The sequence below is a fragment of the Nocardiopsis sp. iso_25 genome (assembly GCF_056173305.1).
In genome coordinates, this window is sequence record NZ_CM149667.1 from 4,106,424 (window position 1) to 4,129,364 (window position 22,941).

General features: G+C 68.3%; 12 protein-coding genes. 6 read left to right on the forward strand and 6 right to left on the reverse strand.

Features of this window, described 5'->3' with window-relative positions:
* Positions 1 to 41 precede the first annotated feature (41 nt).
* A complete protein-coding gene (locus AC0VX6_RS17680) occupies positions 42 to 467 on the forward strand; it encodes a hypothetical protein (RefSeq protein WP_475465294.1) in 426 nt (141 codons plus the stop codon).
* Here the strand turns inward: AC0VX6_RS17680 and AC0VX6_RS17685 are convergent.
* The 3 genes from AC0VX6_RS17685 to AC0VX6_RS17695 form a co-directional block, all read right to left on the reverse strand.
* The gene (locus tag AC0VX6_RS17685; protein ID WP_475465295.1) at positions 365 to 910 is read right to left on the reverse strand and encodes an NUDIX hydrolase; all 546 of its coding nucleotides are present in this window, start codon (positions 908 to 910) and stop codon (positions 365 to 367) included. The two genes, AC0VX6_RS17680 and AC0VX6_RS17685, sit on opposite strands and share 103 nt — an antisense overlap.
* Before the next feature lie 111 nt (positions 911 to 1,021).
* On the reverse strand, positions 1,022 to 1,531 hold the full coding sequence (locus AC0VX6_RS17690; RefSeq protein ID WP_475465296.1) for a hypothetical protein: 510 nt from the start codon (positions 1,529 to 1,531) through the stop codon (positions 1,022 to 1,024).
* Positions 1,528 to 2,070 (reverse strand): ATP-binding protein, encoded by a 543-nt coding sequence (locus AC0VX6_RS17695; RefSeq protein WP_475465298.1) that lies wholly within the window; start codon positions 2,068 to 2,070, stop codon positions 1,528 to 1,530. Before AC0VX6_RS17695 ends, AC0VX6_RS17690 begins: the two co-directional genes overlap by 4 nt.
* 337 nt (positions 2,071 to 2,407) lie before the next feature.
* On the opposite strand from AC0VX6_RS17695, the gene AC0VX6_RS17700 reads away from it, so the two are divergent.
* Positions 2,408 to 3,256, forward strand: a complete 849-nt coding sequence (locus AC0VX6_RS17700; protein WP_475465300.1) for a helix-turn-helix domain-containing protein — start codon at positions 2,408 to 2,410, stop codon at positions 3,254 to 3,256.
* A complete protein-coding gene (locus AC0VX6_RS17705; protein WP_475465301.1) occupies positions 3,253 to 3,495 on the forward strand; it encodes a DUF397 domain-containing protein in 243 nt (80 codons plus the stop codon). Before AC0VX6_RS17700 ends, AC0VX6_RS17705 begins: the two co-directional genes overlap by 4 nt.
* A gap of 67 nt (positions 3,496 to 3,562) precedes the next feature.
* On the opposite strand, the gene AC0VX6_RS17710 is transcribed toward AC0VX6_RS17705, so the two are convergent.
* The 3 genes from AC0VX6_RS17710 to AC0VX6_RS17720 all read right to left on the reverse strand — a co-directional run bounded on the left by AC0VX6_RS17710 (position 3,563) and on the right by AC0VX6_RS17720 (position 17,055).
* Positions 3,563 to 7,678: an Eco57I restriction-modification methylase domain-containing protein gene (locus AC0VX6_RS17710; protein ID WP_475465303.1), complete on the reverse strand. Its 4,116-nt coding sequence runs from the start codon at positions 7,676 to 7,678 to the stop codon at positions 3,563 to 3,565.
* Positions 7,678 to 10,710 (reverse strand): DEAD/DEAH box helicase, encoded by a 3,033-nt coding sequence (locus AC0VX6_RS17715; RefSeq protein WP_274973797.1) that lies wholly within the window; start codon positions 10,708 to 10,710, stop codon positions 7,678 to 7,680. The genes AC0VX6_RS17710 and AC0VX6_RS17715 overlap by 1 nt, the downstream gene beginning before the upstream one ends.
* Positions 10,711 to 10,839: 129 nt before the next feature.
* Positions 10,840 to 17,055, reverse strand: a complete 6,216-nt coding sequence (locus AC0VX6_RS17720) for a protein kinase domain-containing protein (protein ID WP_475465304.1) — start codon at positions 17,053 to 17,055, stop codon at positions 10,840 to 10,842.
* Positions 17,056 to 17,577: 522 nt separating this feature from the next.
* Between AC0VX6_RS17720 and AC0VX6_RS17725 the strand changes: the two genes are divergently transcribed.
* From AC0VX6_RS17725 to AC0VX6_RS17735, 3 genes are all read left to right on the forward strand, one after another.
* Positions 17,578 to 19,263 carry an HsdM family class I SAM-dependent methyltransferase gene (locus AC0VX6_RS17725; protein WP_475465305.1) on the forward strand — a complete coding sequence of 562 codons (1,686 nt, stop codon included), beginning with the start codon at positions 17,578 to 17,580 and terminating at the stop codon, positions 19,261 to 19,263.
* 319 nt (positions 19,264 to 19,582) lie between these two features.
* Positions 19,583 to 20,515 carry a serine/threonine-protein kinase gene (locus tag AC0VX6_RS17730; protein ID WP_274973800.1) on the forward strand — a complete coding sequence of 311 codons (933 nt, stop codon included), beginning with the start codon at positions 19,583 to 19,585 and terminating at the stop codon, positions 20,513 to 20,515.
* Between the two features lie 291 nt (positions 20,516 to 20,806).
* Positions 20,807 to 22,915 carry a UvrD-helicase domain-containing protein gene (locus tag AC0VX6_RS17735; RefSeq protein WP_274973801.1) on the forward strand — a complete coding sequence of 703 codons (2,109 nt, stop codon included), beginning with the start codon at positions 20,807 to 20,809 and terminating at the stop codon, positions 22,913 to 22,915.
* The last annotated feature ends 26 nt before the right edge of the window (positions 22,916 to 22,941 follow it).

Sequence of the window (22,941 nt, forward strand, 5' to 3'; positions counted from 1 at the left end):
CCGTTTAGGCAGGCAGAGACCAACAGGGGAGCATCACCCGTATGACCAGCCAGAACACCAACCCCGCAGCCAAACCCCAACGCCGGACCTTCTCCGCCCAGTACAAGCTGCGCATCATCGCCGAGCACGACGCGTGCGCCACCGGAGCCGAACGCGCCGCCCTGCTGCGCCGTGAACGCCTCTACCACTCCCACATCATCGAGTGGCGCAACGCCCGCGACGCCGGCGCCCTGGAAAACCTCACCGACAGGCGCACCTCACCCAGGCCCGTGGACAGGCGCGACGTGCCGTCGGACTGTCGAAGCGTTCCGGTTCGGTCCGGCAACGTGCTCGACTGGAGCGGCTTCTGGAACCTCGGGTTGTGTCAGGAGGCGAGCAGGTGGAGTAGGGCGATGAGGGTGCCGGAGCTCTGTACCCGCCCTTCAGAGACCAGGTCGCGGACCTTGGCCAGGGGAACCCACTCGTAGACGCCCTCGTCGAACTCGGTTGGGTCCGCGACCAGCTCGGCGTCACGTCCCACGAAGACGTGATGGGGGCTGCGGACCGTGCCGATCATCGGCTCGAACGTGGCCACATGCTCTACCGCGCCAACTCTGTGGCCGGTTTCTTCCAGCGCCTCGCGGACAGCGGTTCGCTCCGGTGTCTCCTCGGGGTCCAAGAGGCCGCCGGGCAGCTCCCATCCCCACACGTCGGGCACGAACCGATGCCGGTAGCTCATCAGGACGCACTCGTCGCCCTGGTCCAGAATCGCGATCACCGCGGCCGAGGGCAGAGTCACGGTGTGGTGCTCGAACCTGTTGCCCGAGGGTGTGGTGATGTCGGCCTTGCCCAGCCGCACCCACGGGCTGTCGTACAGGGCACGCTCACCGTGCACCATCCAGCGGCCCTGGCTGTTGTCGCTCCTATCCATGTGGTGACGTTATCGCGGCCTCAGAAAGCAAGTGCTGATGCCCTGGAGGCCGCGCCGGGTCCCGATCCGGCGCGGCCTCCTGATGTGGTTCGAGTGCGGAAGGCTCCCCCGCTACAGCAGGACCGTGGCCAGGTAGTGGGCCAGGGCTCCGGTGCTGATGGCGAGGATGTAGGCGGCCAGCAGGCGGGCCGGGCCGGTGCTGCCGAGGTGACCGAAGCGACTGGGCTTGCGGCGGCGACCGTGCGGACGCTTGGGGCGGCGGCGCGGCAGGGGCGGGCGCTCCCGGCGGGACGGGAACGGTCCGTCGTCAGGGGCCGGGCGCGGACGCGGGACCGCGGGTTCGGGTGGGCGCTTCGGCTGTGTGGCGGGCTTGCGCGGGCGTTCTTCCGGGCGTTCGGTGGTTCGAGAGGCGCGCTCGTCCAGCCGGGCGGCGTGGACGTGCATCCAGGGCGGAAGTTCGCCGTGGGCTTGGCGGTAGGCGACGCGGGGGTTGCCCTCCATCTGGGCGATCAGCCGCTGTTCCCGGGTGAGCGGGGTCGGGTAGCCGGGCTTGGAGAAGCGGCGTCCCCGGGGCGCGTCCAGCACCGCGCGCACCCCCGAGGACACCGTCTCGGCGGTCATCGGTCAGCCTCGGCAGTCGCGGTGTCGCTGGCGGGGGTGAGGGTGAACTCGGCCCACACGATCGTGCCCAGGCCTCCGCACGACGGGAAGTCCACCACGGCCCGGGTTCCCCAGCGCGTGGCCAGGGAGTCGATGAGCAGCAGGCCCCGGCCGCGTTCGGCCTCCTCCCACTCGGACGCGGTGCGCTGGCGCGGGATCTCCGGGAGGCAAGGGGCCTCGGCCCGGACGCCGTCGTCGGTGATGCCCAGGTGCAGGGTGGTGGCGGTGGGCATGGACAGAATCCGGATGACCCGGCCGCCCTCCTGACCGGAGCGGGAGTGGTCGACGCCGTTCGCGAACATCTCGCTGGCGCACAGCACGATCGTGTCGGCCAGGTCGGGGCACAGCCCCTCCAGGCGGAACAGGTCGGCGCGCAGGTCCTCACGAACCCAGACTGCCTGGGAGAAGTCACCCGGATAGACACGGGAAGCCCAGCGCCGCCCAGCGAAGGGCGGGGTGGGGGTGTGGATCGAGGCGCGGGGACGCGGCACAATGGTCATGACGCACAACTCCTCATGTACAGGGTTCTTGTGTTGTCGATCTGGGCTCTGGGGGCGCGGCAATCGCCCCCAGAGCCCGTTTTCGTGTCAGCCGTCAACCAGGTCAGCGGCTGTACCGGCGATGGACAGTGCCCCGCCGGAGACTGGGCAGACTCCGGCTTCTCCTCTTGGACAGCGGAGTGTGTAGAGCCGACTACAGTAAAACCCAGCAGGCATCAACTTACAAGCCTGCAAGTTAAAGGCGTGTAGAACGCCCTGAAAGATCCGCTTTGGACGCAAAAGCGCAGTTCAAGGGCATGGCAGAGTAAAGCCACAACGTCGATGAACGAAGGATGCGATGGCTGAACCGATCCCCACGGTGCGGCAGTACCGACTCGCGCAAGACCTGCGAGAACTCCGTACCGCAGCGAAGATGACTCAGGAGCAGGTAGCCGCCAGCATGGACTGGCACGTTTCCAAGCTTTTCCGTCTGGAGAACGCACGCAGTCCCCGCGTGAACTGGTTGGACATCCAGGGGCTACTCGATCTCTACGGAGTGGCCAGCCCTCAGCGGGAAGCCCTCATCCAACTGGCGAAGGACTCCAAGAAGCGCGGTTGGTGGACCACCTACCAGGACGTCTTCACTGGCTCGTTCGTCGCCCTGGAGGATGAGTCCCACCTCATCCGGTATTACTCCTCGGAACTGGTTCCAGGCCTGTTTCAAACCGAGTCGTACGCACGTGCCGTGATCCAGGGGCTGCGCCCCGGCTACGACGCCCAAAGCGTTGAACGTCGGGTAACCGCCCGCATGGCCCGCAAAAAGATCCTTGAGCGGGAGAAGCCTCTGCACCTGGACTTCATCCTCAACGAAGCCGTGATCAGGCGGAGCGTAGGTGGCCGGGAGGTCATGACCGAGCAGCTCAACACCCTGCATGAGGTCGCGGGGAGCGAGACGGCAACCCTGCGCATGCTTCCCTTCCAGGCTGGTACACACGCGGCCATGGAGGGCGCTTTCACGATCTTCTCGTTCCCAGCAGAGCTGTACCCCGATGTGGTCTACATCGAGGGCATGATGGGCGATCTGTATCTGGAGAGCGCCGAGAGCGTCAGTCGCTACAGGGACGCGTTCGAAAGCCTGCGTGATTCGGCTCTATCACCGTCTGACACGATGGCCTTCATCGACTCGTTGGCAAGGGAGCTCCGGTGATCCATTGGTTCAAGTCCAGCTACAGCGGAGGGGACAACAACTGCGTGGAGGCAGCGCACCTCCCTGCACGACCGTGGCATAAGGCCAGCTACAGCGTTGAACGAGGCGAGTGTGTAGAGGTCTCAGAGGGACCGGTTACCGGAGTCCGAGACACCAAGCACCGCGAGCTGGGCGCGCTCTTCTTCGGTACCGGCGAGTGGCGTGCCTTCGTCAACACTGCTCGGAGCGACTTCCGCTAAAGTCACGAAGACACACGTTCGGCCCCGCCTGCTGTGAGCCAGCAGGCGGGGCCGAACGTTCTACGGATCAGGCGGGGGCGTGCCGGGGACCGTGGCCAGGCGGCGGGGTGAGGGTGGACGTGAAGTTCTCACCATCGATCACCGGAGTGTCGAGCGAGACACCAACCTTCGCCATCCGGTCGTAGATCTCCAGGATGAGTTCCTTGGTCCGGTAGGTGCCGTACGCCGATTCGTCCTTCCGCTTCACAATGGGGAAGGTCTCCATGATGTAGTCCACGTCATCACGGTTGATCCCGTAGAGGCGGAAGAGCAACGCGTCCAACTCCGCCCGCATGACGGCGCGGCGCTCCTCATCCCACCGGAAGGGCGTTCCCTCATCTCCCACATCTTGAGCGAACGGTTCCATGTCGCACGAAGTATAGAAAAGTTCAGTGACCCGTGAGGCAAGGAATTCGACATGGGTTTTTAGCATATCGGGAGAAGGAGCCGGGAGCTGTTTCCAAGCCATGAGGGACATATGTGCACCGCTGATCTTTTGCCTACTGACGAAGTCGTAGACAAACGAGCTCTGCGCCGCCGACAAGGCAGCGAAAAGCGCCGGTTCGCACCAAGAGAGCATCAGCGGGTACGTGTGCCCAACACCTGCACGAGGAACGAAAGCAGGGATTGAAGTTCTCTCATTGGTGGCAGCAGTAACATCACACCACCCATAGAGCCACTCACGTTCCCAGCCCACCTCCGCCAGGCGAGATGCGACACCCGGAATGTACACCCCATTTCCCTTGCGGTCAAGCACCTTAGTGGGAACATCAGATTCTGGAACCCATTTCAAAGGCATAGCCGGACGCGCTGCATTCCTCAGCTCAGACTCGGTGAGGTAGCTGGGCTGGTTCTGGCGGTTCACTGCCGTCTCACTCTTCACCACGTCAGCAGCCCGATGATTGAAAAAGTCCACCATCTTGGCCTCATACAGAGGAAGCATGCGCTTGCCATCACGATGGAAGACGTTGCCTTCGAGGACCCATCCTTCCCTCTCCAGGATCTCACGGCCCCGAAACAAGCCGGAGTCGTCGGTCATGTTGAAGAGGTTCTTGAACTTGATGCCCCAGGAGTTCCCATTGCGCACCGACTCGTTCCACAGCACCGGAATGCGCTGGTACACCTCAGCGGTGATGCGGGCATTCTTCCTGTTACGGAAGACCGGCAAGGTTCCCGTGTTGGGGTTGATGAGGTGGATCTCCTCCGGAGTGAGCTCGAAGGTCCTTTCCGCAGAGTCCAACTCCGCCGAATCCTGCACGAAGAAGGCCAACCTCGTGACAGGCTCGCGGATATCCCATCCCGCGAGGGAGAATAGGCAGAACGGGTAACTCGAATGCACTCCCTGAAACAGCTTCTTCCTGTTCTCGAACCCGTACAGCGCGCGAATCACTCCGCGTGCGGTCAGGTCCTTGAACAGGTTCTGAGCCGCCGCTCCGGTGGCGATCGTGGTCGGGATGATCACTCCGCAACGCCCACGTGAAGCGACGATCGAGTCGAACCGCTCCGTAAAGAGATGGTCGGTCTGAAGGGAGTTGACTCCCTTGGCCTTCAGACCCTGTTCACACTGGGGGAACGATCCCGACCTGCTGGCGAACAGGAAGGTGGACTTCACCGTGCGGCGCGCCTGCAGATACTGCTCCATCGCATCGGGGAACTCTGCTCCCCACCTCTTGATGCGTTCCTTCCGCGCGACACCGGAGACCCTGGCAAGCTCGGGTTCTACCACGCTGAAGTACTTCTTGTCCTCGAAGTCCACCTTGTCCCAGGGCGGATTCCCCAGCACGCAGTCGAACCCCCCGGTCCACCCCGTACGCCCGTCCACGTCCTGTCCGTTCTCCGGCACGGCGAAGACCTGTGGGAACTCCAGGTGCCAGTGAAAGAACCGGTACTGCTCCCGCAGACGAACGATCTCCGCGTTGGTCTCGGCGGAAGCCCCCGAGCCCTCCGGGTCAGCCAGTCCTCGGAATACCGAGTACGTCACCGGCGGCGGCGCGTCCTCCGTTTTGCGCCACATGAACGCCGCGCACCAGGCGTCCGCGACGTGCAGCGCGCGCACGTAGTCACTGCTCGCCGCCCACTCGCGGTACGCCTCCTCCTGGCGTCGCACGGCGCTCAGCGGGCCACCCGAGGCCTGGGTGATCTGGAGTACCTTCTCAGCGAAAGCGGCGTTGGCGACCCTGACTGTGCCACGGTCCGTGTCGAGCAGCGTGCCCTGACCAGCCATCTCCTGAGCGTTGACCGCCTCGAAGCTGCTCGCGTACTTGAGGTCGTCGCCCTCCACAGGTTTGAACGCGGCTTCGGGGATGTCCCCCTTCAGCTGGCGCGGTGTCGCACCGACGAGCGCGTTGCCGTGCTTGACGTGGGCATCCAGGAAGTTCAGCGCCTTGCCCGGCTCCATCGCCTCCAGCCACAGCGAGACCTTGGCCAGCTCCACCGCCATGGGGTTGAGGTCCACCCCGTAGACACAGCGGGCCACCACCTCGTGCATCGCGTGGCGGACGGCGTCGATGGTGGGCTCCGGGTTGCCCTCGCGTACGGCCGCGACCTTCTTGGCGATACGTCGCGCCGCCGCGACCAGGAAGTGCCCGGAACCACAGGCCGGGTCGCAGACCTTCAGAGACAGCAGTTCACCGATGATCGCCCCGGCTGCCTCGGGCTCGCCCTTCTTGGCCGCTTTCTCCTCTCCTCGTTTGACCGCATCGTCGATGACCAGGTCGAGGGACGAGTCCAGCAGTGTCTCGATCAGGGAGGTGGGCGTGTAGTACGAACCCGTCTTCTTGCGTTCGTTCCCGAGCTTGGCCACAAGGTCGAAGGACCGGTCGGAGGCCTGGTACTTGGGCACTGTCTCCAGGAGGGACTCGTAGACCGAGCCCAGTTCCTCGGCACCCATGTTCCGGTAGTCGATCGGCCTCCACTTACGTGATTCCGTGTCTCGGACCAACGCCAGGTGTCGGACCGCCGCGAGCAGGGCGTCGTTGGACAGCGCTAGGCCCTTCAGTGCCGCGTCGGCATCGGTGTCGTCGAACAGGCCGCCCAACCCGGGCAACGCCAGTTCGGGAAGCCCCTCCTCCTTGCTCAGCCCGTCCAGCACGATGCACAGCGCTCGATACTGGTCGCCGTGAGCCGTGCCCCGCCGTCTGCGGGCGTGGGAGCGCAGTCTCGCCGACGAGAAGTACTTCGCGTACCGTTCCTTGGCTCGCGCTTCGGCGTTAGCGGGGTGCAGAACTCCCCGGTCCTCGATCACGAAGAGGAACAGCATCCGGTACACCAGCCGTAGCAGGGCCTTATGTAGCGCCTCCACGTCCAGCTCAGCACGGAACGCCGTGTTGTCCGGATGCTTCAGGAACCCGGTTCCCAGAGTCCTGATGGCCTCCTCGACGTTCTCCCGGAGAGCTTCCAGGGCCTGCATCCCGGACGTGATCGCGTCGGTGCGCCATTTCTCCAGCCAGCACGTCGCCGGAGGCTCGCCCTCCTTGACCTCGAATCGAGAGGCGTGCAGCAGCCGGTACAGCAGCACGAACTCGTTGAAGAGCTCGCCGTCGAAGATGGCCTCCAAGTCGAACTCCACGTACGCCGCCGTGGCCAACGCGCTGGAGTCCCGGAGCAGCCGCAGCTGCCGCCCATTGGTGAGCACCGCCCACAGGTGTCCCGAGGTCCGGTTGAGCGACTCCTGCACCATCGACTGGGGCGGGGTAGTGCCCGCTCCACCAGGCCGCCGATCCAGGTCCGTAGCCCAGGTGGGGATATGGATGGGCACGTGCTGCCAGCGGTGGCTGAGCGGGAAGACCTTCTCCGGGTCGTCGTCGGCGGTGATCCCCCCTCCGCCGACCTCGGGGAGCAGGCCGAATCCCAGCTCCTTGAAGAGCGGCAGTACCCACCGGTTGAGCGCCACGCCGGTGTGGTCCGCGGCGGGCGCTCCGGTGCCAGCGGGCAGCTGCTTGCGCAGCTCACACCAGAGCCCCTTGAAGTAGGCCCAGTGGCGTTCGGCCTCGTCGGTGACCGAACCCAGCACCACACCGTAGTCGGCGGGTTTGGACCCGGGCACGTCCCTGCCCTCGGCGATGCGGGCCAGCATGTCGGTGGGCAGCAGGCCGCCCACCGTGTGGACGGCGCTCAGCACCTGGTTGCGTGCGATGGCGGACATCAGGCGGTTCCTCCGGCGGGGGCGGCCGCGGACGCGTCGGAGGCGGAGGCGGCGGGGTTGGCGACGGGCAGGTAGACGTAGGCGCCGAGGATGTCGGCGGGCTCCTGGGGTTCGACCTTCAGACCACGGCGGATCTCACCGGAGGCGCCGCGCACGCGGCGGTGGGAGTCGGCGAGTTCCTCGGCCAGTTCGCGGCCGTGGGCAGCCAGGTGGTCGTTCAGCGCGGGCAACCCCTCCAGGACCCGGGTCATGCGGCGCTGGGCGGACTCCGGCTCGGTGTTGGCGTCCGGCCGGGCCTCCAGCAGCGCGGCCGCCTCGGCCGGGCCCAACCACTCGGCGCGGTCGGGCGCTCCGCGGAAGGCCAGCAGCCGGGCGTCCTCGGCCACCAGCTGGCGGGTGCCGTGCCGGGAGGGCAGGGTCAGGTGGAAGCGGTAGCGCACCAGCAACAGGGTGGTGGCCTTGCCCACGGCCGCGGTCCGCACCACGCCGCAGCGGCGGGCGGGGCGCGGACCGGAGGTGTCGGGGTCCAGGGCGGCGTCCAGCACGTGGGAGGCCAGGGCGCCGACCACGGGGTCGGTGCGCACCAGGGCGGCCTCGCCCCGGGCGACGGCCGCGGTGTCGCGGAACGGGAAGGGTTTTCCGTCCTCCACGGCGGCCGATCCCAGGACCGGGGCGAAGGCGTCGCGCAGACCGACGGGGGTACCGGAGACGTCGGCGGTGAACCCGTCCGCGATGGGGCGCAGAACGGCCTCCATCTCCCTCAGCGAGGTCTGTGTGAACGCCCGGACCTCGCCGCCGCCGCCCAGGGCGTCGCGGACCGAGGCGACCTCACGGGCCACCTCCTCGGGGTGGATGGCGCGCTGGGCGTACTTGGATCGGGACAGCTTCTCGCGTTCGGCCGCCGACTTCCACCGGGCGTCCAGTTCGTCGGCCCGCACACCGACTTCGTCGGTGCCGAACAGCGCCTCCTGCTCGCCGGTGCGCGAGCGCATGAGCAGCCAGTCGACGATGGCGTCGGTGACGCCGGAGGAGGACTCGTCGGGCACGGACACGGCGATGCCCAGGTCCTTGCGGATCTGCCGGTACTTGCGGATCAGCACCTCCAGGACCTTGCCGTCGATGCCGTTGTCCTCGCCGTACAGGGTGACGACGCGGACCTCGTCGCGCTTTTGCCCGTACCGGTCGACGCGGCCCTCGCGCTGGTCGTGGCGGGTGGGGTTCCACGCCAGGTCGTAGTGGACGACGGCGTCGAAGTAGTGCTGGAGGTTGACACCCTCGGACAGGCAGTCGGTGGCCACCAGCACCCGGCGGGTCCCGGGCCCCGGCGCCTCCTCTCCCCCGGCCTCGCGGGCGGTCTCGGCCGCGGCCTCCTCAGCGAACTCCTCGATGCGCTGCACGCGCTGCTGCGGGGACAGGGCGCCGGTGACCGCCCTGACGGTGGTCCTCCAACCGCCCTTGCCGCCCTTGTTGAGCAGGTTCTTTCCGCTCCGGCCCTCCTCGGCGAACTCGCCGGACAGGTACTCGGCCACGTACTCGGCGGTGTCGATGTAGTGGCAGAACACGATGGGGTCGTAGCCTTCGGCCAGCAGGCCCTTGAGGTGTGTGACCAGGGCCTTGAGCTTGGTGTCCTTGACCGGACCCTCCAGCTCACGGGCCCGCTCGGCCAGGCGCAGCAGCGGGTGCCCGTCGCGCTCCTCGTCGGCCTTGGCGCCGGGGGCGGTGTCGATGCCCTCCAGCTGGTCGGAGTCGACGGCGTCGCGGGCCAGCGGCGCACCCAGTTCGTCGGCCTCCTCGGCGGACCTGGCCAGGGCGGTGGCCGAGCGGGTGGTGAGGGTCTTGGCGGCGGCGCGCGGCGAGGAGACCAGGGAGCGCAGCATGGCGATCGCCGACCACCAGGCCACCCGGTGCTCGCGCCCGCCTGGGGCGCCCGCCTGCTCCACGCGCTCTCCCGCGTAGGCGATGGCGTCGTCGAGCAGGGAGCGGTACTCGGGGGTGAGCTTGTACTTCTCGTCGCGGAAGAGACGGTCGGAGGGGAAGGCGGTGCGCTCCGCGAGGGAGTCGTCGGCCAGCCCGTCCTCGCTGGTCAGGTACTGGCGCACGTCGGCGCGCTTGCGCTGCACGAAGTGGCGGGCCAGCAGTTCGCGCCCGACCCTCGTGTCGAAGTCGGCGGTGGCCAGTTCGGGATTGACCAGGCCCAGCAGGTTGCGGAAGGCCGACTCCTTGCCGCTGTGCGGGGTGGCGGTGACCAGCAGCAGGTGGCGTTCGGTGTCCTTGGCGACCTTCTGGAGCAGTTCGTAGCGCAGCTGGCTCTGGTGGTTCCTGGCCTCGTCCGCGGACACGCAGGTGTGCGCCTCGTCGACGATGACCAGGTCCGGGCAGTGGCGGACGAAGTCGTCGCGGTGGCGGGTGGACTTGATGAAGTCGGTGGAGACGATGACGTGCTTGTGCTTGTCGAACAGCGACTGGCCCAGGTCCAGGCCGCGCTCCAGGCGGGAGACGGTGGAGGCCAGCACCAGTTCGGCGTCGATGTTGAACTTGGTGCGCAGTTCCTCCTGCCACTGCTCGGCCAGCGCCGGGGAGCACAGGACCGCCAGGCCGGTGGCGTCGCCCTGGGCGAGGAGTTCGGAGGCGACCAGCCCGGCCTCGACGGTCTTGCCGATGCCGACGTCGTCGCTGATGAGCATGCGCACGGTGGGCTGGCGCAGCGCCATGAGCAGCGGCACGAGCTGGTAGGCGCGCGGCTGCACGGCGATCCCGGCCAGGGAGCGGAAGGGGCCCGCACCGGCGCGGAAGCCGATGCGCAGGGCCGAGCGCAGCAGTCCGGCGGCCTCGGCGTTGCCCAGGTCGGTGGGGTCGGGCGGGTCGAAGGTGGCCGCGCGGACCTCCTCGAAGCCGGGGAAGAGGGCGGCCACGTCGTCGTCGCTGCCGCCCAGGGGGCGCAGCACCAGCATGTCGTCGGCGCTCTCGGGGAGCACCACCCATTCGCGGCCCCGGGCCGAGACCAGGGAACCGGGGGCGTACGCGGTGGTCATGTGGAGGAGTTCCTCACGTCGTGTCGTGGGGGGCGGTGAGAAGCTTGTCGCGGTCTTGCTTCGATGATCCCGCTCCCAGTGTCACCGTCGGCAGGCGGGAGCGGCACCGGGGGGCGGGATCACCGGGGGTCAGCGGCGGGATCCGGGGCCGAAGACGTACTCGTGCCGGGACACGGCCGTCTTCCAGTCGGCGTCGTGGGCGATGCGCACGACCTCCCATCCGGCGTCGTCGAGGCGTTCCTCGGCTTCCTCGTCGCGCTGGGCCACGTGCGGATCAGCGTGTACGGGGCCGTCGACGAACACCGCGATCTGGGCGCCGGGGAGCCGGTAGACGAAGTCGGGGCGTGCAGAGGCCTCCTTGATGAGGACCTGGGCCTGGTCGGGCATACGGTAGCCGTTCTCCTTGAGGAAGGAGACGAAGCGGCGTTCCAGTTCGGTCTGGGAGGAGAACGAGAGCGCCGTCATCTGGTCGGTGCGCGAGACACCCTGGCCGGTGGGAAGTGTCTGGGAGTCGGCCAGGCGCAACAACAGGTCGCGGATGCGGCGGCGGTCGATGTCGCGGTGGTCGAACTGGTTGCGATAGGTGAGCAGGCAGTCGTAGCAGCCGCGGGTGCAGGCCTTGTCGGTGTCGGCCCCGGTCTCGGGGTCGATGTGGCAGATGGCAAGAGCGGCTTTGGCGGCTCTTGCCACGCTCTCGGGCTCGGCCTGTAGTTGGCGCAGCACGCCAGCACCGCCCTCAGCGGCCTCGGTGAAGAGGATCCGGTCGCGGTCTCCGTGGTCGGGCGGCAGGAGTTCGCTGTCGAGTTCGACGTCCTCCAGCTCAAAGGCTGCCTCGATGCCGCGCTCCAGGGCGTACATCAGGCTGAGAGCGGTCTCCTTGGGCACCGCCTGGTCCAGGTGCAGTACGGCGATGTTACGGCGGTCGGCGACGTAGGGGATGACGAGCTTGCGCGTGCCGCGTTCGCGGCCGTCGTCTTCTACCAGGGGCAGTTCCATCTGGTCGCCCACCGCGTTCTTGGCCTGTTGCTGGTTGAGCCACTTGCCGGTGACCGGGTCGATCCAGAATCCGTCGGGTTCGTCGGGCTTGGCACGCAGACGCCCGAGGTTGATCCGGTGGACGTCGGCGGAGTCCCCGTAGTGCAGACGCGCGATGGCGCCGTCCCCGTCCTGGACCAACGCGTCCTGGCGGCCCATGCGGTCGCCCAGGTCCTGGAAGCGGTAGGAGGTGATGATGCGGAAGCCGGAGCGGCGTCGTTCCTCCTCGTCGGAGGAGATCTTCTCCCGTTTGGTCGTGTAGATGGTGTGCAGGTGCAGCAACCCGGTGATGGCGCCGCCGAGGGGGTGGTCGCACAGTTCGCAGCGGTCGGCGTTGCGCCGGGGCGGGTGGTGGTATCCGCAGTTCTGGCAGCGCACCTCCTTGCCGGTGGTGAGCTCTCCGCCGGCGTCTGGGGGCAGTTGCACCCGGGTGACCTGGTAGCGGGAGCCCTCGTGGTAGATGAGGGCTCCGGGGCCGAACTCGCGCACCGCCACGAAACGGGGTCGTTGGAGGAAGTCTCCCTCGTGGGAACGGCTGCGCCGTGTGGGGATGTAGGCGGACAGAGGAAGACGCGGGAAGGAGTAGCCGGGCAGGAAGCCCTGACTGGCCAGGTAGCGGTAGGGGTTGAAGTCGCTCATCACGGACCGGTTGTCCTGGCTCTCGTTCTTGAGCAGCAGGATCTGGGTCTCGGCCTCACGGCGGCGGTTGGTGGCCTGGGCCCGGTCGCGTTCGCTCAGGCTGTGGTCGAGCACCCGTCGGTTCTGTTCGGCCTGGTCGATTAGGGCCGCGCGGAAGAGTCCGCGCCAGCGGGAGAAGGCGGCGTCGAACCGTCGGGGAGCGCTGTGGATGACGCGTTCCAGCCAGTCCTCGTCCCACCAGGGCATCTCACTCAGCAGGGGCATGACGTCGCGGAAGACCGCGCGGGCCGCGACGATGGCCCTGTTCTGGGCTGCCTCGGCCGAGATGGCCGTATCGACGTGCTCGTGCAGGGGGAGGTCCGGGGCGGGGACCCGGTGCTCCTCGTCATAGCCGATGTCGATGACCTCGGGTACGGCTTGGCCCAGCAGCAGGTCGGTCTCGGCCAGCCAGATGGCCTGGAGGTGGGCGATGGCCAGGTCTTCGTTGGTCAGGTCCAGACGTGGAGCCTGTACCACGCCGGAGACCATCAGCTGGGAGCGGCGGAAGTAGTACTGGTCGTGGCTGTTACCGGTGGCGCAGTAGGTGACGACCAGAGCGGGTTGTCCACCGCGGCCTGCGCGACCACTGCGCTGGGCGTAGTTGGCCGGGGTGGGAGGCACGTTGCGCATCATCACCGCGTTGAGGTCCTTGATGTCCACCCCCAGTTCCATGGTCGGCGAGCAGTAGAGGAGTTTGAGTTCGGCGTCACGGAACTGTCGCTCGCGCTCCTGGCGGTCTTCGGGGATGACCTGAGCGGTGTGCTCCCGGGCGAACAGCCCGCTGAGGGTGTGGGACGTCCCTCGGTACAGGTCGCGGAAGAAACCGTTGACCTTGGCCCCTTCGCCCTTGGTGTAGGTCATGCGCACCGGGTCGGGCGCGCCCTGGCGGCCGTCTCCGGCACGCCAGATGATGCAGCCGGCGTCCACCTGATATCCGGTCTCGGCCTTGGTGTCACGGCGAAAGCGCGGCCCGCGGGGGGTTTCGGTGACCTCGTTGACCAGGCCGGCCTTGGTGAGCACCTTGAGCATGTCGGCGATGGCCTTCTCCAGGTCCGGCGGTTTCAGACCCTGGAACTCGGAGTGCCTGCGGGCGAGGTACTTGGCGTAGTTGCACCGCCCGGACAGGAACAGACCGTACCGGGAACCCCGCGAAGGACGGGGATAGGCGATCGTGTTCCCGGGGCGATCGTTCTTGGACAGCTGCCACCCCTCGACCAGCCTGCCCTCGCTGGCGGTCTGAAGGGACTCGAACACCTCGTCATGGAAGAGCGGGGTGTCGATGGCCAAGGACCAGCGCATCTCGTCCAGGAGGACCCGCAGGATCTCCTCCCGGGTGGTGGGCGAGGCGGCGCGGAGCTCGGGGGTGGCGCCGGTCCACAGGTGCTCCTGCCCGGCGACCCAGTCCAGATCGGCGTAACCCACGCGCAACAACCCGGCCTGTTCGAGGTTGGGCATGGTGACGCGCCAGCCGCGTTGCAGGTCCAGGAAGAGGCGGAAGGCGATCATCTCGCGCAGCGTGGTCGCGGCCAGTTTGGCCAGGCGAGGCGGAAGATCGGCGCCGTTCCTGGCGTAGTCCGCCGGTCGCAGCTCCATGGCGAGGGCGACCTCGGAGGCCAGGGACTCGTGGCTCAACCCTTCGCTGCCAGCCTCCGCCAAGGCCCGGTACAGACCACCACGCAACTGCACGACCTGCACGAAGTCGTTGAAGTGACCGGCCTGGAGCGAGGCGTCCTGCCGGTTGTCGACGAAGGTGAGGAGTTTACGGGCGTATTCGGACAGGGAATGGGCCGGAACCGCCTTGAGGGCACGGACGATGGTGCCCGAGATCAAAGAGGTGGCCGAGGACCTGCCCTCCTGACTGAGGCTCGCCAGCTGGGTGAAGTCCTTGGATCCGCGCTTGGTCTCGTAGCTGACCCCGCAGTGCAGGCAGAAGTAGAAGGCGCCGGGAACGAAAGCGGCGCTCAGCCCCCCTCGTCCCTCCACTCCGTGAACGTCGACGGTGATCGATCGCGGCACCCGGCCACGCCGGTTCTCACGCACCTGAGGCTGGTGGTGCTCGTCCGACTGGACCCAGGAGTCGGGCAGACGCCCCTCCTCCAGGACCTCCTCCAGAGTGCGGGGCCAGGGTTTGTCCTGGGAGACGAACAGGTAACCGGGCGTGGCCCTGTCCGCCCAGCTGTCGGTGTCGCGACGGGCCCGGTACACGACTCCATCCGGCTCCTCCTCACGCCACACGGTCATGTACTCCTGACCACAGTCCCGGCAGAAGGCCAGCGGCAGCAGGACGTGACCGTCATGGCCGGGCCGGTCGATCTGGTACTCCCGGGTCAGGTACCGGGTCTCAGGGTCCTCCAAGGTGGCGTGCATGGTGTCGCCCTTGGACAGGAACTGGTGCAGCCGGAAGGCGAAGAGCGGGCGTCCGTGTCCCGGGTGCTTGGCTTCCGCGCCAGCCTCCAGGGTGCGTCGGATCGTCTCGGCGCACCGGTCGGCGGGCACATCGGTGGCGCGGGCCAGCTCATCGGCGGCCGCCTCCACCGTGGTCGGACGTTGGCGGACCAGGCGACCGTCAGCGTCGGTGGTCAACCCGAACTTGGACTCGATCCAGCGGGCCAGGGGGTCCCGGTACAGGTCGTGATAGGCACGGGGTGCGTCCTGGCCGTGCAGGCGTTCGGCGGAGACGGTGGCCTCACCACCAGCGGTGGCGCGGACCAGCGTCTCGGTGATGACGTTGTCCGGGCTCACCGGGGTGCCGAAGAACTTGGTGGCGACGCGGGCGACGGTGTTGCGCTGGTCTTCGGCAGTGCCTTCGGAGGACATGGTGGCGGAGGTACCCACACATTGCAGATCCGGGGCCTTACAGGCCTCGCGGACGCGGCGGATGAGCATGGCCACGTCGGCGCCCTGGCGTCCCCGGTAGGTGTGCAGTTCATCGAAGACCAGGAAGTCCAGGCCGGTGGCCATCGTGATCAGTTCCTGGCGCTCGACCGGGCGGGTGAGCATCAGTTCCAGCATCACGTAGTTGGTGAGCAGGATGTCCGGGGGGTTTTCACGGATCCGACGACGTTCCTCGTCCCCCTCCTGACCGGTGTAGCGCTCGAAAGTCACCGGTTCGCGGCCCTTACCGTAACCGTGCACCAAGAACTTCTTTAGCTCTTCGAGCTGGCTGTTGGCCAGGGCGTTCATCGGGTAGACGATGATGGCTCGCACGCGCTTGCCGCTGCGGCCCTCGGCCTTCTCACGGTCACGTTCGCGCAGGACGCGATCAACGATCGGCACGATGTAGGACAGCGACTTACCGGAACCGGTGCCCGTGGTGAGCACGTACGACTGGCCAGTGCGTGCTCTTTCGATAGCCTCGCGCTGGTGGCGGTGGAAGGTCAGCCGCTCGCCCTGGCAGACGGTGCTCTCCTCGCCCTTGCCCTTCTGGAAGATGTGGGCGGTCTCAGGGTGGAGAAGGCCCTCGTGGACGAGTTCGTTGACCCCGCCGCCGGAATCGAAAAAGGGGTTGAGGGACAACCACGGGGCGGGCCACTGGACTTTGTCGTCCAAGTCCTCACGGAGGCGATCGGTGATCCTGTCATCGCGGATGACGACGCCGCCCTCGGTGAAGGCGCGGTATTCCGTGATGAGCTGGTCGTGCAGGGAGAACACATCCATGACGCCCAACGGAGCACCCTGGGGGCGCTGAACGGCGGTGTCCTCCAGCAGGGGGGCGGGTGTGAAGACCGGCAGTTTCGAGCGAGGGTCGAAGTCGTCCCAGCCGGAGACCTTACCCTCAACAGTGACCAAGGACATCAGGCTCTGGCGTACTTCGGCGGCGTTGGCCGGGCGTGCTTCGGGCTTCTTTTTCAGGAGCTGTTCGACGAGGCGGTTGAGTTCGGCGGGGATGTCATCGCGCAGTAGGGCCAGTGGCGGAATCTCCTGGTTGTTGTGCTTCTCCCCCAAAGCGAAGAAAGTGGCGCCTTCGAAGGGCGGGCCGCCGGTGAGAAGCTCATATAGGACACAACCCAGGGCGTACAGGTCGGCCGCACGCGTGACCTTGGCCCCCTCGAACTGTTCGGGAGCCATGTAGCGAGCAGTGCCGACGATGGTGTCAGTGCTGGTGAGTTTGGTGAGATGAGGGTCGTCCACGATCAGGCCCATGCCGAAGTCCAGGACCTTGACCAGGCCGCCGCGGGTGATCATCACGTTGGCGGGCTTGAGGTCGCGGTGAATGACGCCCTCGGCGTGCGCGGCGTAGAGCCCGTCGGCGATCTGGGCTCCGATCGCGGCCACCCAGGAGACCGGCAGTTGCGGGACGTCCTCACCGAGGCTGAGCAGGGTGTGGCCGTCCAGGTACTCCATCGCCAGGTAGGGCAGATGGTCGCCATCGGTGGTGTCGACCCCGCCGTCGACCACCCGGGGGATGCGCGGGTGGTCGAGGCGGCGCATGATCGCGACCTCTCGGGCGAAGCGGCGGACCGATTTGTCCTGGGGATCGACCGGAGCACCGGAGCGGCGGCGCAGGATGAGTTTGAGGGCGAGCTCATGTCCGGGCGCCTCGATGTCCTCCGCCCGGTGGACCTCCCCCATGTTGCCGCGGCCGATGGGACCCGTGATCCGGAACCGTCCCGCCACAATCTGCCGTTCCATCGCACTGCCCCCGCGCTCCGCTGTTCGCCGCCGTGCTCCTCCGTGTGTCCCGCCCACATGGCGAAGCGTCAACACCGAGTACACAGGTGTCGCCTTATCACACACTCAGACACTGTTTACAGAGCAAACATACAATCATGCGCAGACGAACGGCAACCCCACCCGCGACAGCCAGAGACACCGGTCGGCACAGCGGCCAGGGGGAGACGCACAGCTGAGAACCCCTACAGCCTCCCCGAGACAAGGACGCTCCGTCCAGGAAAAAGGATGACATCGAAGACCCGTTCCAGACGGAACCGAGCCCTGTTCCCTGCCGCAAGCGCTCCCACACGTGCCCTTGGCCCCGCGAAACCAGCCTCCCCGGCCCTGGAAGCCCGCGGCCGCGAACACGGCTGGCAGGGCAGTGGAAAACGCGCTCTGGACTCAGACACCCACGGCACGCACCGGCGGACACCGAACACCGTTAACGGGGCCAACAACCCCTACCCGGGGCCTGTGTACCACCCCGTGTACTGTGACCACATGGATTCCCGCGAGCAGGCCCCCGCAGAGGAACAGCAGGTCACCGCCGCCGACATCGCGCGCCTGGCCGGTGTGACCCGGGCCGCCGTCTCCAACTGGCGGCGGCGCCACGAGGACTTCCCCGCCCCCAGCGGCGGCACCGCCTCCAGTCCCCTGTTCGAACTGGCCGGGGTCCGCGGCTGGCTCGAACGCCAGAACAAGGTGGCCGAGGAGTCCCCGGAGGTGCGGCTGTGGCGCGCCCTGCGCGGCGACTACCCCGGAAGGATGCTCCAGGGCCTCGCCGACACCGCCGAGTACCTACGGGACGGGCGGCCGGGAGCGCTCAGCGCGACCGCGAGGGAACTGGCGGACGCGCTGTCGGGCGAGACCTCGCCCGGCCAGGTCAGCGCGGCCCTGGCGGCACGGTTCCTCGACTCCGGTGAGAGGTCGGGGACCCCCTTCGCCTCCACCGCCAGGCTGGTACGCGCGGTCTCCTCCCTGACCTCACGCGAGGCCGCCACCGTCTTCGACCCCGCCTGCGGCACCGGCGCACTGCTGCTGGCGGTGGGAGCTCCGGACGCCGGACGCACAGGCCAGGACGCGGATCCGGACGCGGCGCGCCTGTCACACGCACGGGCGGCCCTGGAACGGGGGAAACAGGCCGAGGTGCGCGTCGGCGACTCCCTGCGCTCGGACCGGTGGCCCGATCACCAGGCCGAACTGGTGGTGTGCGACCCACCGCCCGCCACGGCCGACTGGGGGCGCGAGGAACTGCTGATGGACCCCCGTTGGGAACTGGCCCTGCCGCCCAGGGCCGAGGGCGAACTGGCCTGGCTCCAGCACGCCTACGCCCACACCGCGCCCGGGGGACAGACCGCGGTGGTGCTCTCCACCTCCTGCGCCTACCGGCGCACCGGCAGGCGCATCCGCGCCGAACTCGTGCGCAGGGGCCTGCTCACCGATGTCGTGGCCCTGCCCGCGGGGCTGGCTGCCACGCATTCCCAGCCCGTCCATCTGTGGCTGTTGCGCCGCCCCCTGAAGGGGTCGGACAACGCATCCTCGGTGCGGATGTGGGACCTGACCTCGACGGACCCGGACGGCCCGTGGGTGCTGACGGAGGAGGCGGGCGCCGAGGTCCCCCTGATCAACCTGCTCGACGAGGAGGTCAACCTGAACCCGGCGCGGCACGTGGGCCCTGACCTCAGCGAGCTTCCCGAGGCCTTCGCGCGGACCCGAGCCGAACTGGAGCGCCTGGCCGAGGAGATGCGTGACGTCCTGCCCGCACTCGACGCCGGATCCGCGGAACCGATCGACGCCCGGGTGCGGGTCTCCGACCTTCTCGACGCGGGGATGGCGGAGGTGGACGGGGACACCCTGAGGTCGTCCAGTGAGCAGGTGGACACCGACTTCCTCAACGGGTTCCTGCGCAGCCCGTCCAACAACCGCCGCTCCACCAGCTCCAGCGGAACCTTCCGCACCGACGCACGTGCCGCGCGGGTGCCCAAGATGGGCGTGGGGGACCAGCGCCGCTACGGCGCGGCGTTCCGGGCCGTGGCCGGGTTCGAGCAACGGGCCAGGGAATTCGCCGCGCTCGCCGCCAAGGCCGCCGAACTCGCCCGGGAAGGGCTGACCAGCGGAGCGTTGAAACCCGAGACAACCGTGCCGGACGGCACGAGCGCCAGCGAGGCGGCCTCTCCGCACAGCTGACCCACGCCCCGCGCCCGCAACAATCCGACCGCGCACCGTCGGCGGACGCCGGGTTCAGGACACGTCTGCCCGGTCGGTGCCGGACCGGGCCCGCACCATTCCGGTGCGGACCACGGCCGCTTCCCTTCGGCACACACAACCTCCAACAGTTCCTGGCGCAGAGGGGAGCGGCACAAACACCCTGGGTTTCCTGGAGGATCTGCTCACCACCCGAGGGCTGAGCGCCGACCGTCTCCCGCCTCTGCCTCCGGATCGCCGCCCTGGAGCGGAGTGCGGTAGCGTCGGGCGAAAACCCCGGCGGGCGGGAGAGCTTGGAAGTATGACCGGCGCGGAACGCCTCCTGGACGGGCGCTACAGGCTGGGTCCGGCACCGCTCGCACGCGGCGGAATGGGCCAGGTCTGGGTGGGCCATGACACCCGCCTGGAGCGAGAGGTCGCGGTCAAGTTCCTCCACTTCCCCGACGGCGTCGAGGATGCCGACATGGTGCGCCGCTTCCGCCGGGAGGCGCGCATCACCGCCGGACTCCAGCACCCGGGGGTGCCCGCGGTGTTCGACACCGGCACCGAGGACGGACTGCCCTACCTGGTGATGCAGCGCGTCCACGGCATCGGCGTGCACGACCTGGTGGCCGAGCAGGAACGGCTCTCCGTGGGCTGGGCGGCGTGCGTGGCCGCGCAGGTGTGCTCGGTGCTCAGCGTCGCCCACCGGGCCCGCCTGGTGCACCGCGACCTCAAGCCCGCCAACCTGATCCTGGAGCCCGACGGCGGCGTCAAGGTGCTCGACTTCGGGCTGGCCGTGGCGCTGGGGCGTCCCGACATGTCGCAGATCACCCGGACCGGGCACACCCCCGGCACGCCCGCGTACATGGCTCCCGAGCAGCTGCTGGACGGGGAGAGCACGGCGCACAGCGACCTGTACGCGTTGGGGTGCGTGCTGTACGAGATGCTCACCGGACAGCGGCTCTTCTCCGCCTCCACCTCCTTCGGTCTGGCGTCCAAGCAGGTCAACGAAACGCCCCGCGACGTGCGATCGCTACGTCCGGACGTACCGCAGGAGGTCTGCGACGTCGTCACGGCGCTGCTGGAGAAGAAGCCGGAGGACCGTCCGCGCGACGCCACCGAGGTGTACGGGCGCCTGATCGGCTTCGTCACCGGCCTCGAACCGCTGCCCGGAGTCCTGCACCCGCCGTCGCTGCCCAGTCCACACCGGATGTACGGCACCGCGTTGGGACGCGTCTTCGGTCAGCCGTGACAACAGCTCTCCGATTCGGTGGGACCTGCCGATCCGTGTAACGACTGGACAACCGGAACTCGTGCCCACGCGTCTTCCGATGCGGGGGAAACTAGCGTAGGAAGCGCACAGCCCCAGCCCCTCCGCCCGTCCCGAGGATGTGCCGCCCCCGTGCACCGTTCCACCGCGACGCCACCGCCCGCTGCGGGCCGGGTGTGTCGGATGTGTGTGCCCGCGAGGTCTCCAGCATCCTCGAAGGCGGGCTCGTGACCCTCCCCGACCACACCCCCTGACGATGCTAGGAAAGCAGCAGTGGCACGACTCGCCCTCCACCGGGACTTCCTGCAGGAGTTCGCCGGACTCGAGAAGCCGGTCCGCGAACGCGTGGGGGAGGTGTTCGGCAAGTTCGAGAACGCCACCCACGCGGGTCTGCACCTGGAGAAGATCACCGGAGCCCGCGACGACCGTTTCCGCACCATCCGCATCGACCAGTTCTGGCGCGGGGTGGTGCTGGCACCGGAGAAGGGCGACACCTACACCCTTCTGCGCGTCCTCGGCCATGACGAGGCCTATGACTGGGCCAAGCGCCGCAAGGCGTCGGTGAACATGGCCACGGGCGGCATCGAGATCCGCGACGTGGCGGCGCTCGACGCCAGCATCCCGCACATGAAGCGCATGGCCGCGTCCGTGCCCGAGCGCCTCTTCGACCACGTCGGGGACGCCGACCTGCGCCGCCTGGGCATCGACGAGCACACCCTGCCCCTGGCGCGCGTGCTCACGGCCCCCTTCCAGCTCGACGCCGCCCGGGGCCTGCTTCCGCCGGTGCAGTGGGACGTGCTGTACGGCCTGGCGGCGGGGATGTCCCCCGAGGAGGTGTGGGCGGAGCTGGGCTCGGCGATCTCCGAGGAGATCGACCCCGACGACCTGGACGCGGCGGTCCGGCGCAGCTCCGACCGGGTGCTCCTGGTCGAGGGCCCGGACGAGCTGATGGCCGCCCTGGAGCACCCGTTCGACCTGTGGCGGATCTACCTGCACCCGGCGCAGCGGGCTGTGGTGGAGGCCTCGCACCGCGGACCGGCCAGGGTCAGCGGCGGCCCGGGCACGGGCAAGACCGTGGTGGCCCTGCACCGGGCGCACCGGCTGGCCCGCGGCGGGGGCCGGGTGCTGCTGACCACCTTCACCTCCACTCTGGCCGACTCGCTGGAGGGCTCCCTGCGGCTGCTCGCGGAGACCGACGGTACGGGAGACGCACCGACCGTGCTGGAGCGGGTGCGGGTGGAGCACGTGGACCGTCTGGCCAACCGTGTCTTCCGGGAAGAGCACGGCCTGCCCGAACTGCTGAGTCCACAGCGGGAGCGGCGGTTGTGGGAACAGGTGCTCGACGGTCTGGGTCTGGACCTGCCGCCCGCCTTCCTGGCCGAGGAGTGGCGGCAGGTGGTGCTGGCCCGCCGGGTGGAGACGGCCTCGGAGTACCTGGCGGCCAAGCGCACCGGGCGGGGCCGCGGGCTCTCGGCGGCGAAGAAGGCCCAGGTGTGGCAGGCGGTACAGGCCTTCCGGGAGCAGTTGGCCGCCCAGGGCCTGTGGACCTACGAGACGGTCGTCGAGGAGGCGGCTCGGCTGCTGGAACAGCGCGTGGACAAGCCCTTCGACCACGTGGTGGTGGACGAGGCCCAGGACCTCTACCCGGGGCAGTGGCGCCTGCTGCGCGCCTCGGCGGCGGAGGGGTCCGACGACCTGTTCATCGCCGGCGACACCCACCAGCGCATCTACGGCCCGCAGGTCAGCCTCGCCGAGGTCGGCGTCAACGTACGTGGACGGTCATCGAAACTGCGCGTCAACTACCGCACCACGGCCCAGATCCTCGGCTGGAGCCTGGGATTGATGCACGGGCAGGCCGTGGACGACATGGACGGCGGTCTGGACTCGGTGGCCGGTTGCCGTTCGGAGATGCGCGGCGCCGACCCCGTCCTCTCCGGCTTCGCGACGTGGGAGCGGGAGCTCCAGCACGTGGTGGAGGCCGTGCGCTCCTGGACCGAGGCAGGGGTCCTGCCCTCGGAGATCGGGGTGGCCGCCCGCTCCAACCGAAGCGTGGAGCAGGCCGTGGCGGCCCTGGCCGAGGCCGGTGTCACGGCACGCGCGCTGTCCAAGAACAGCAAGGCGGGTGACGCGGTCGCCGTGGGCACCATGCACCGGATGAAGGGGCTGGAGTTCCGCTGCCTGTCGGTGGTGGGCGTGGGCGGCGACCAGCTTCCGCTCATCAAGCACGTGACACCCGCGGAGGAGGACCCCGGGGCGCACGCCCGCGACCTGCTCCGCGAGCGCAGTCTGCTGTTCGTGGCGTGCACGCGCGCCAGGGAGCAGCTGCACGTGAGCTGGCACGGGACGCCCAGCCCCTTCGTCGAGGCACTCCTCACCCCCTGATTCCCGTTCCCCAGACCCCAGAGACG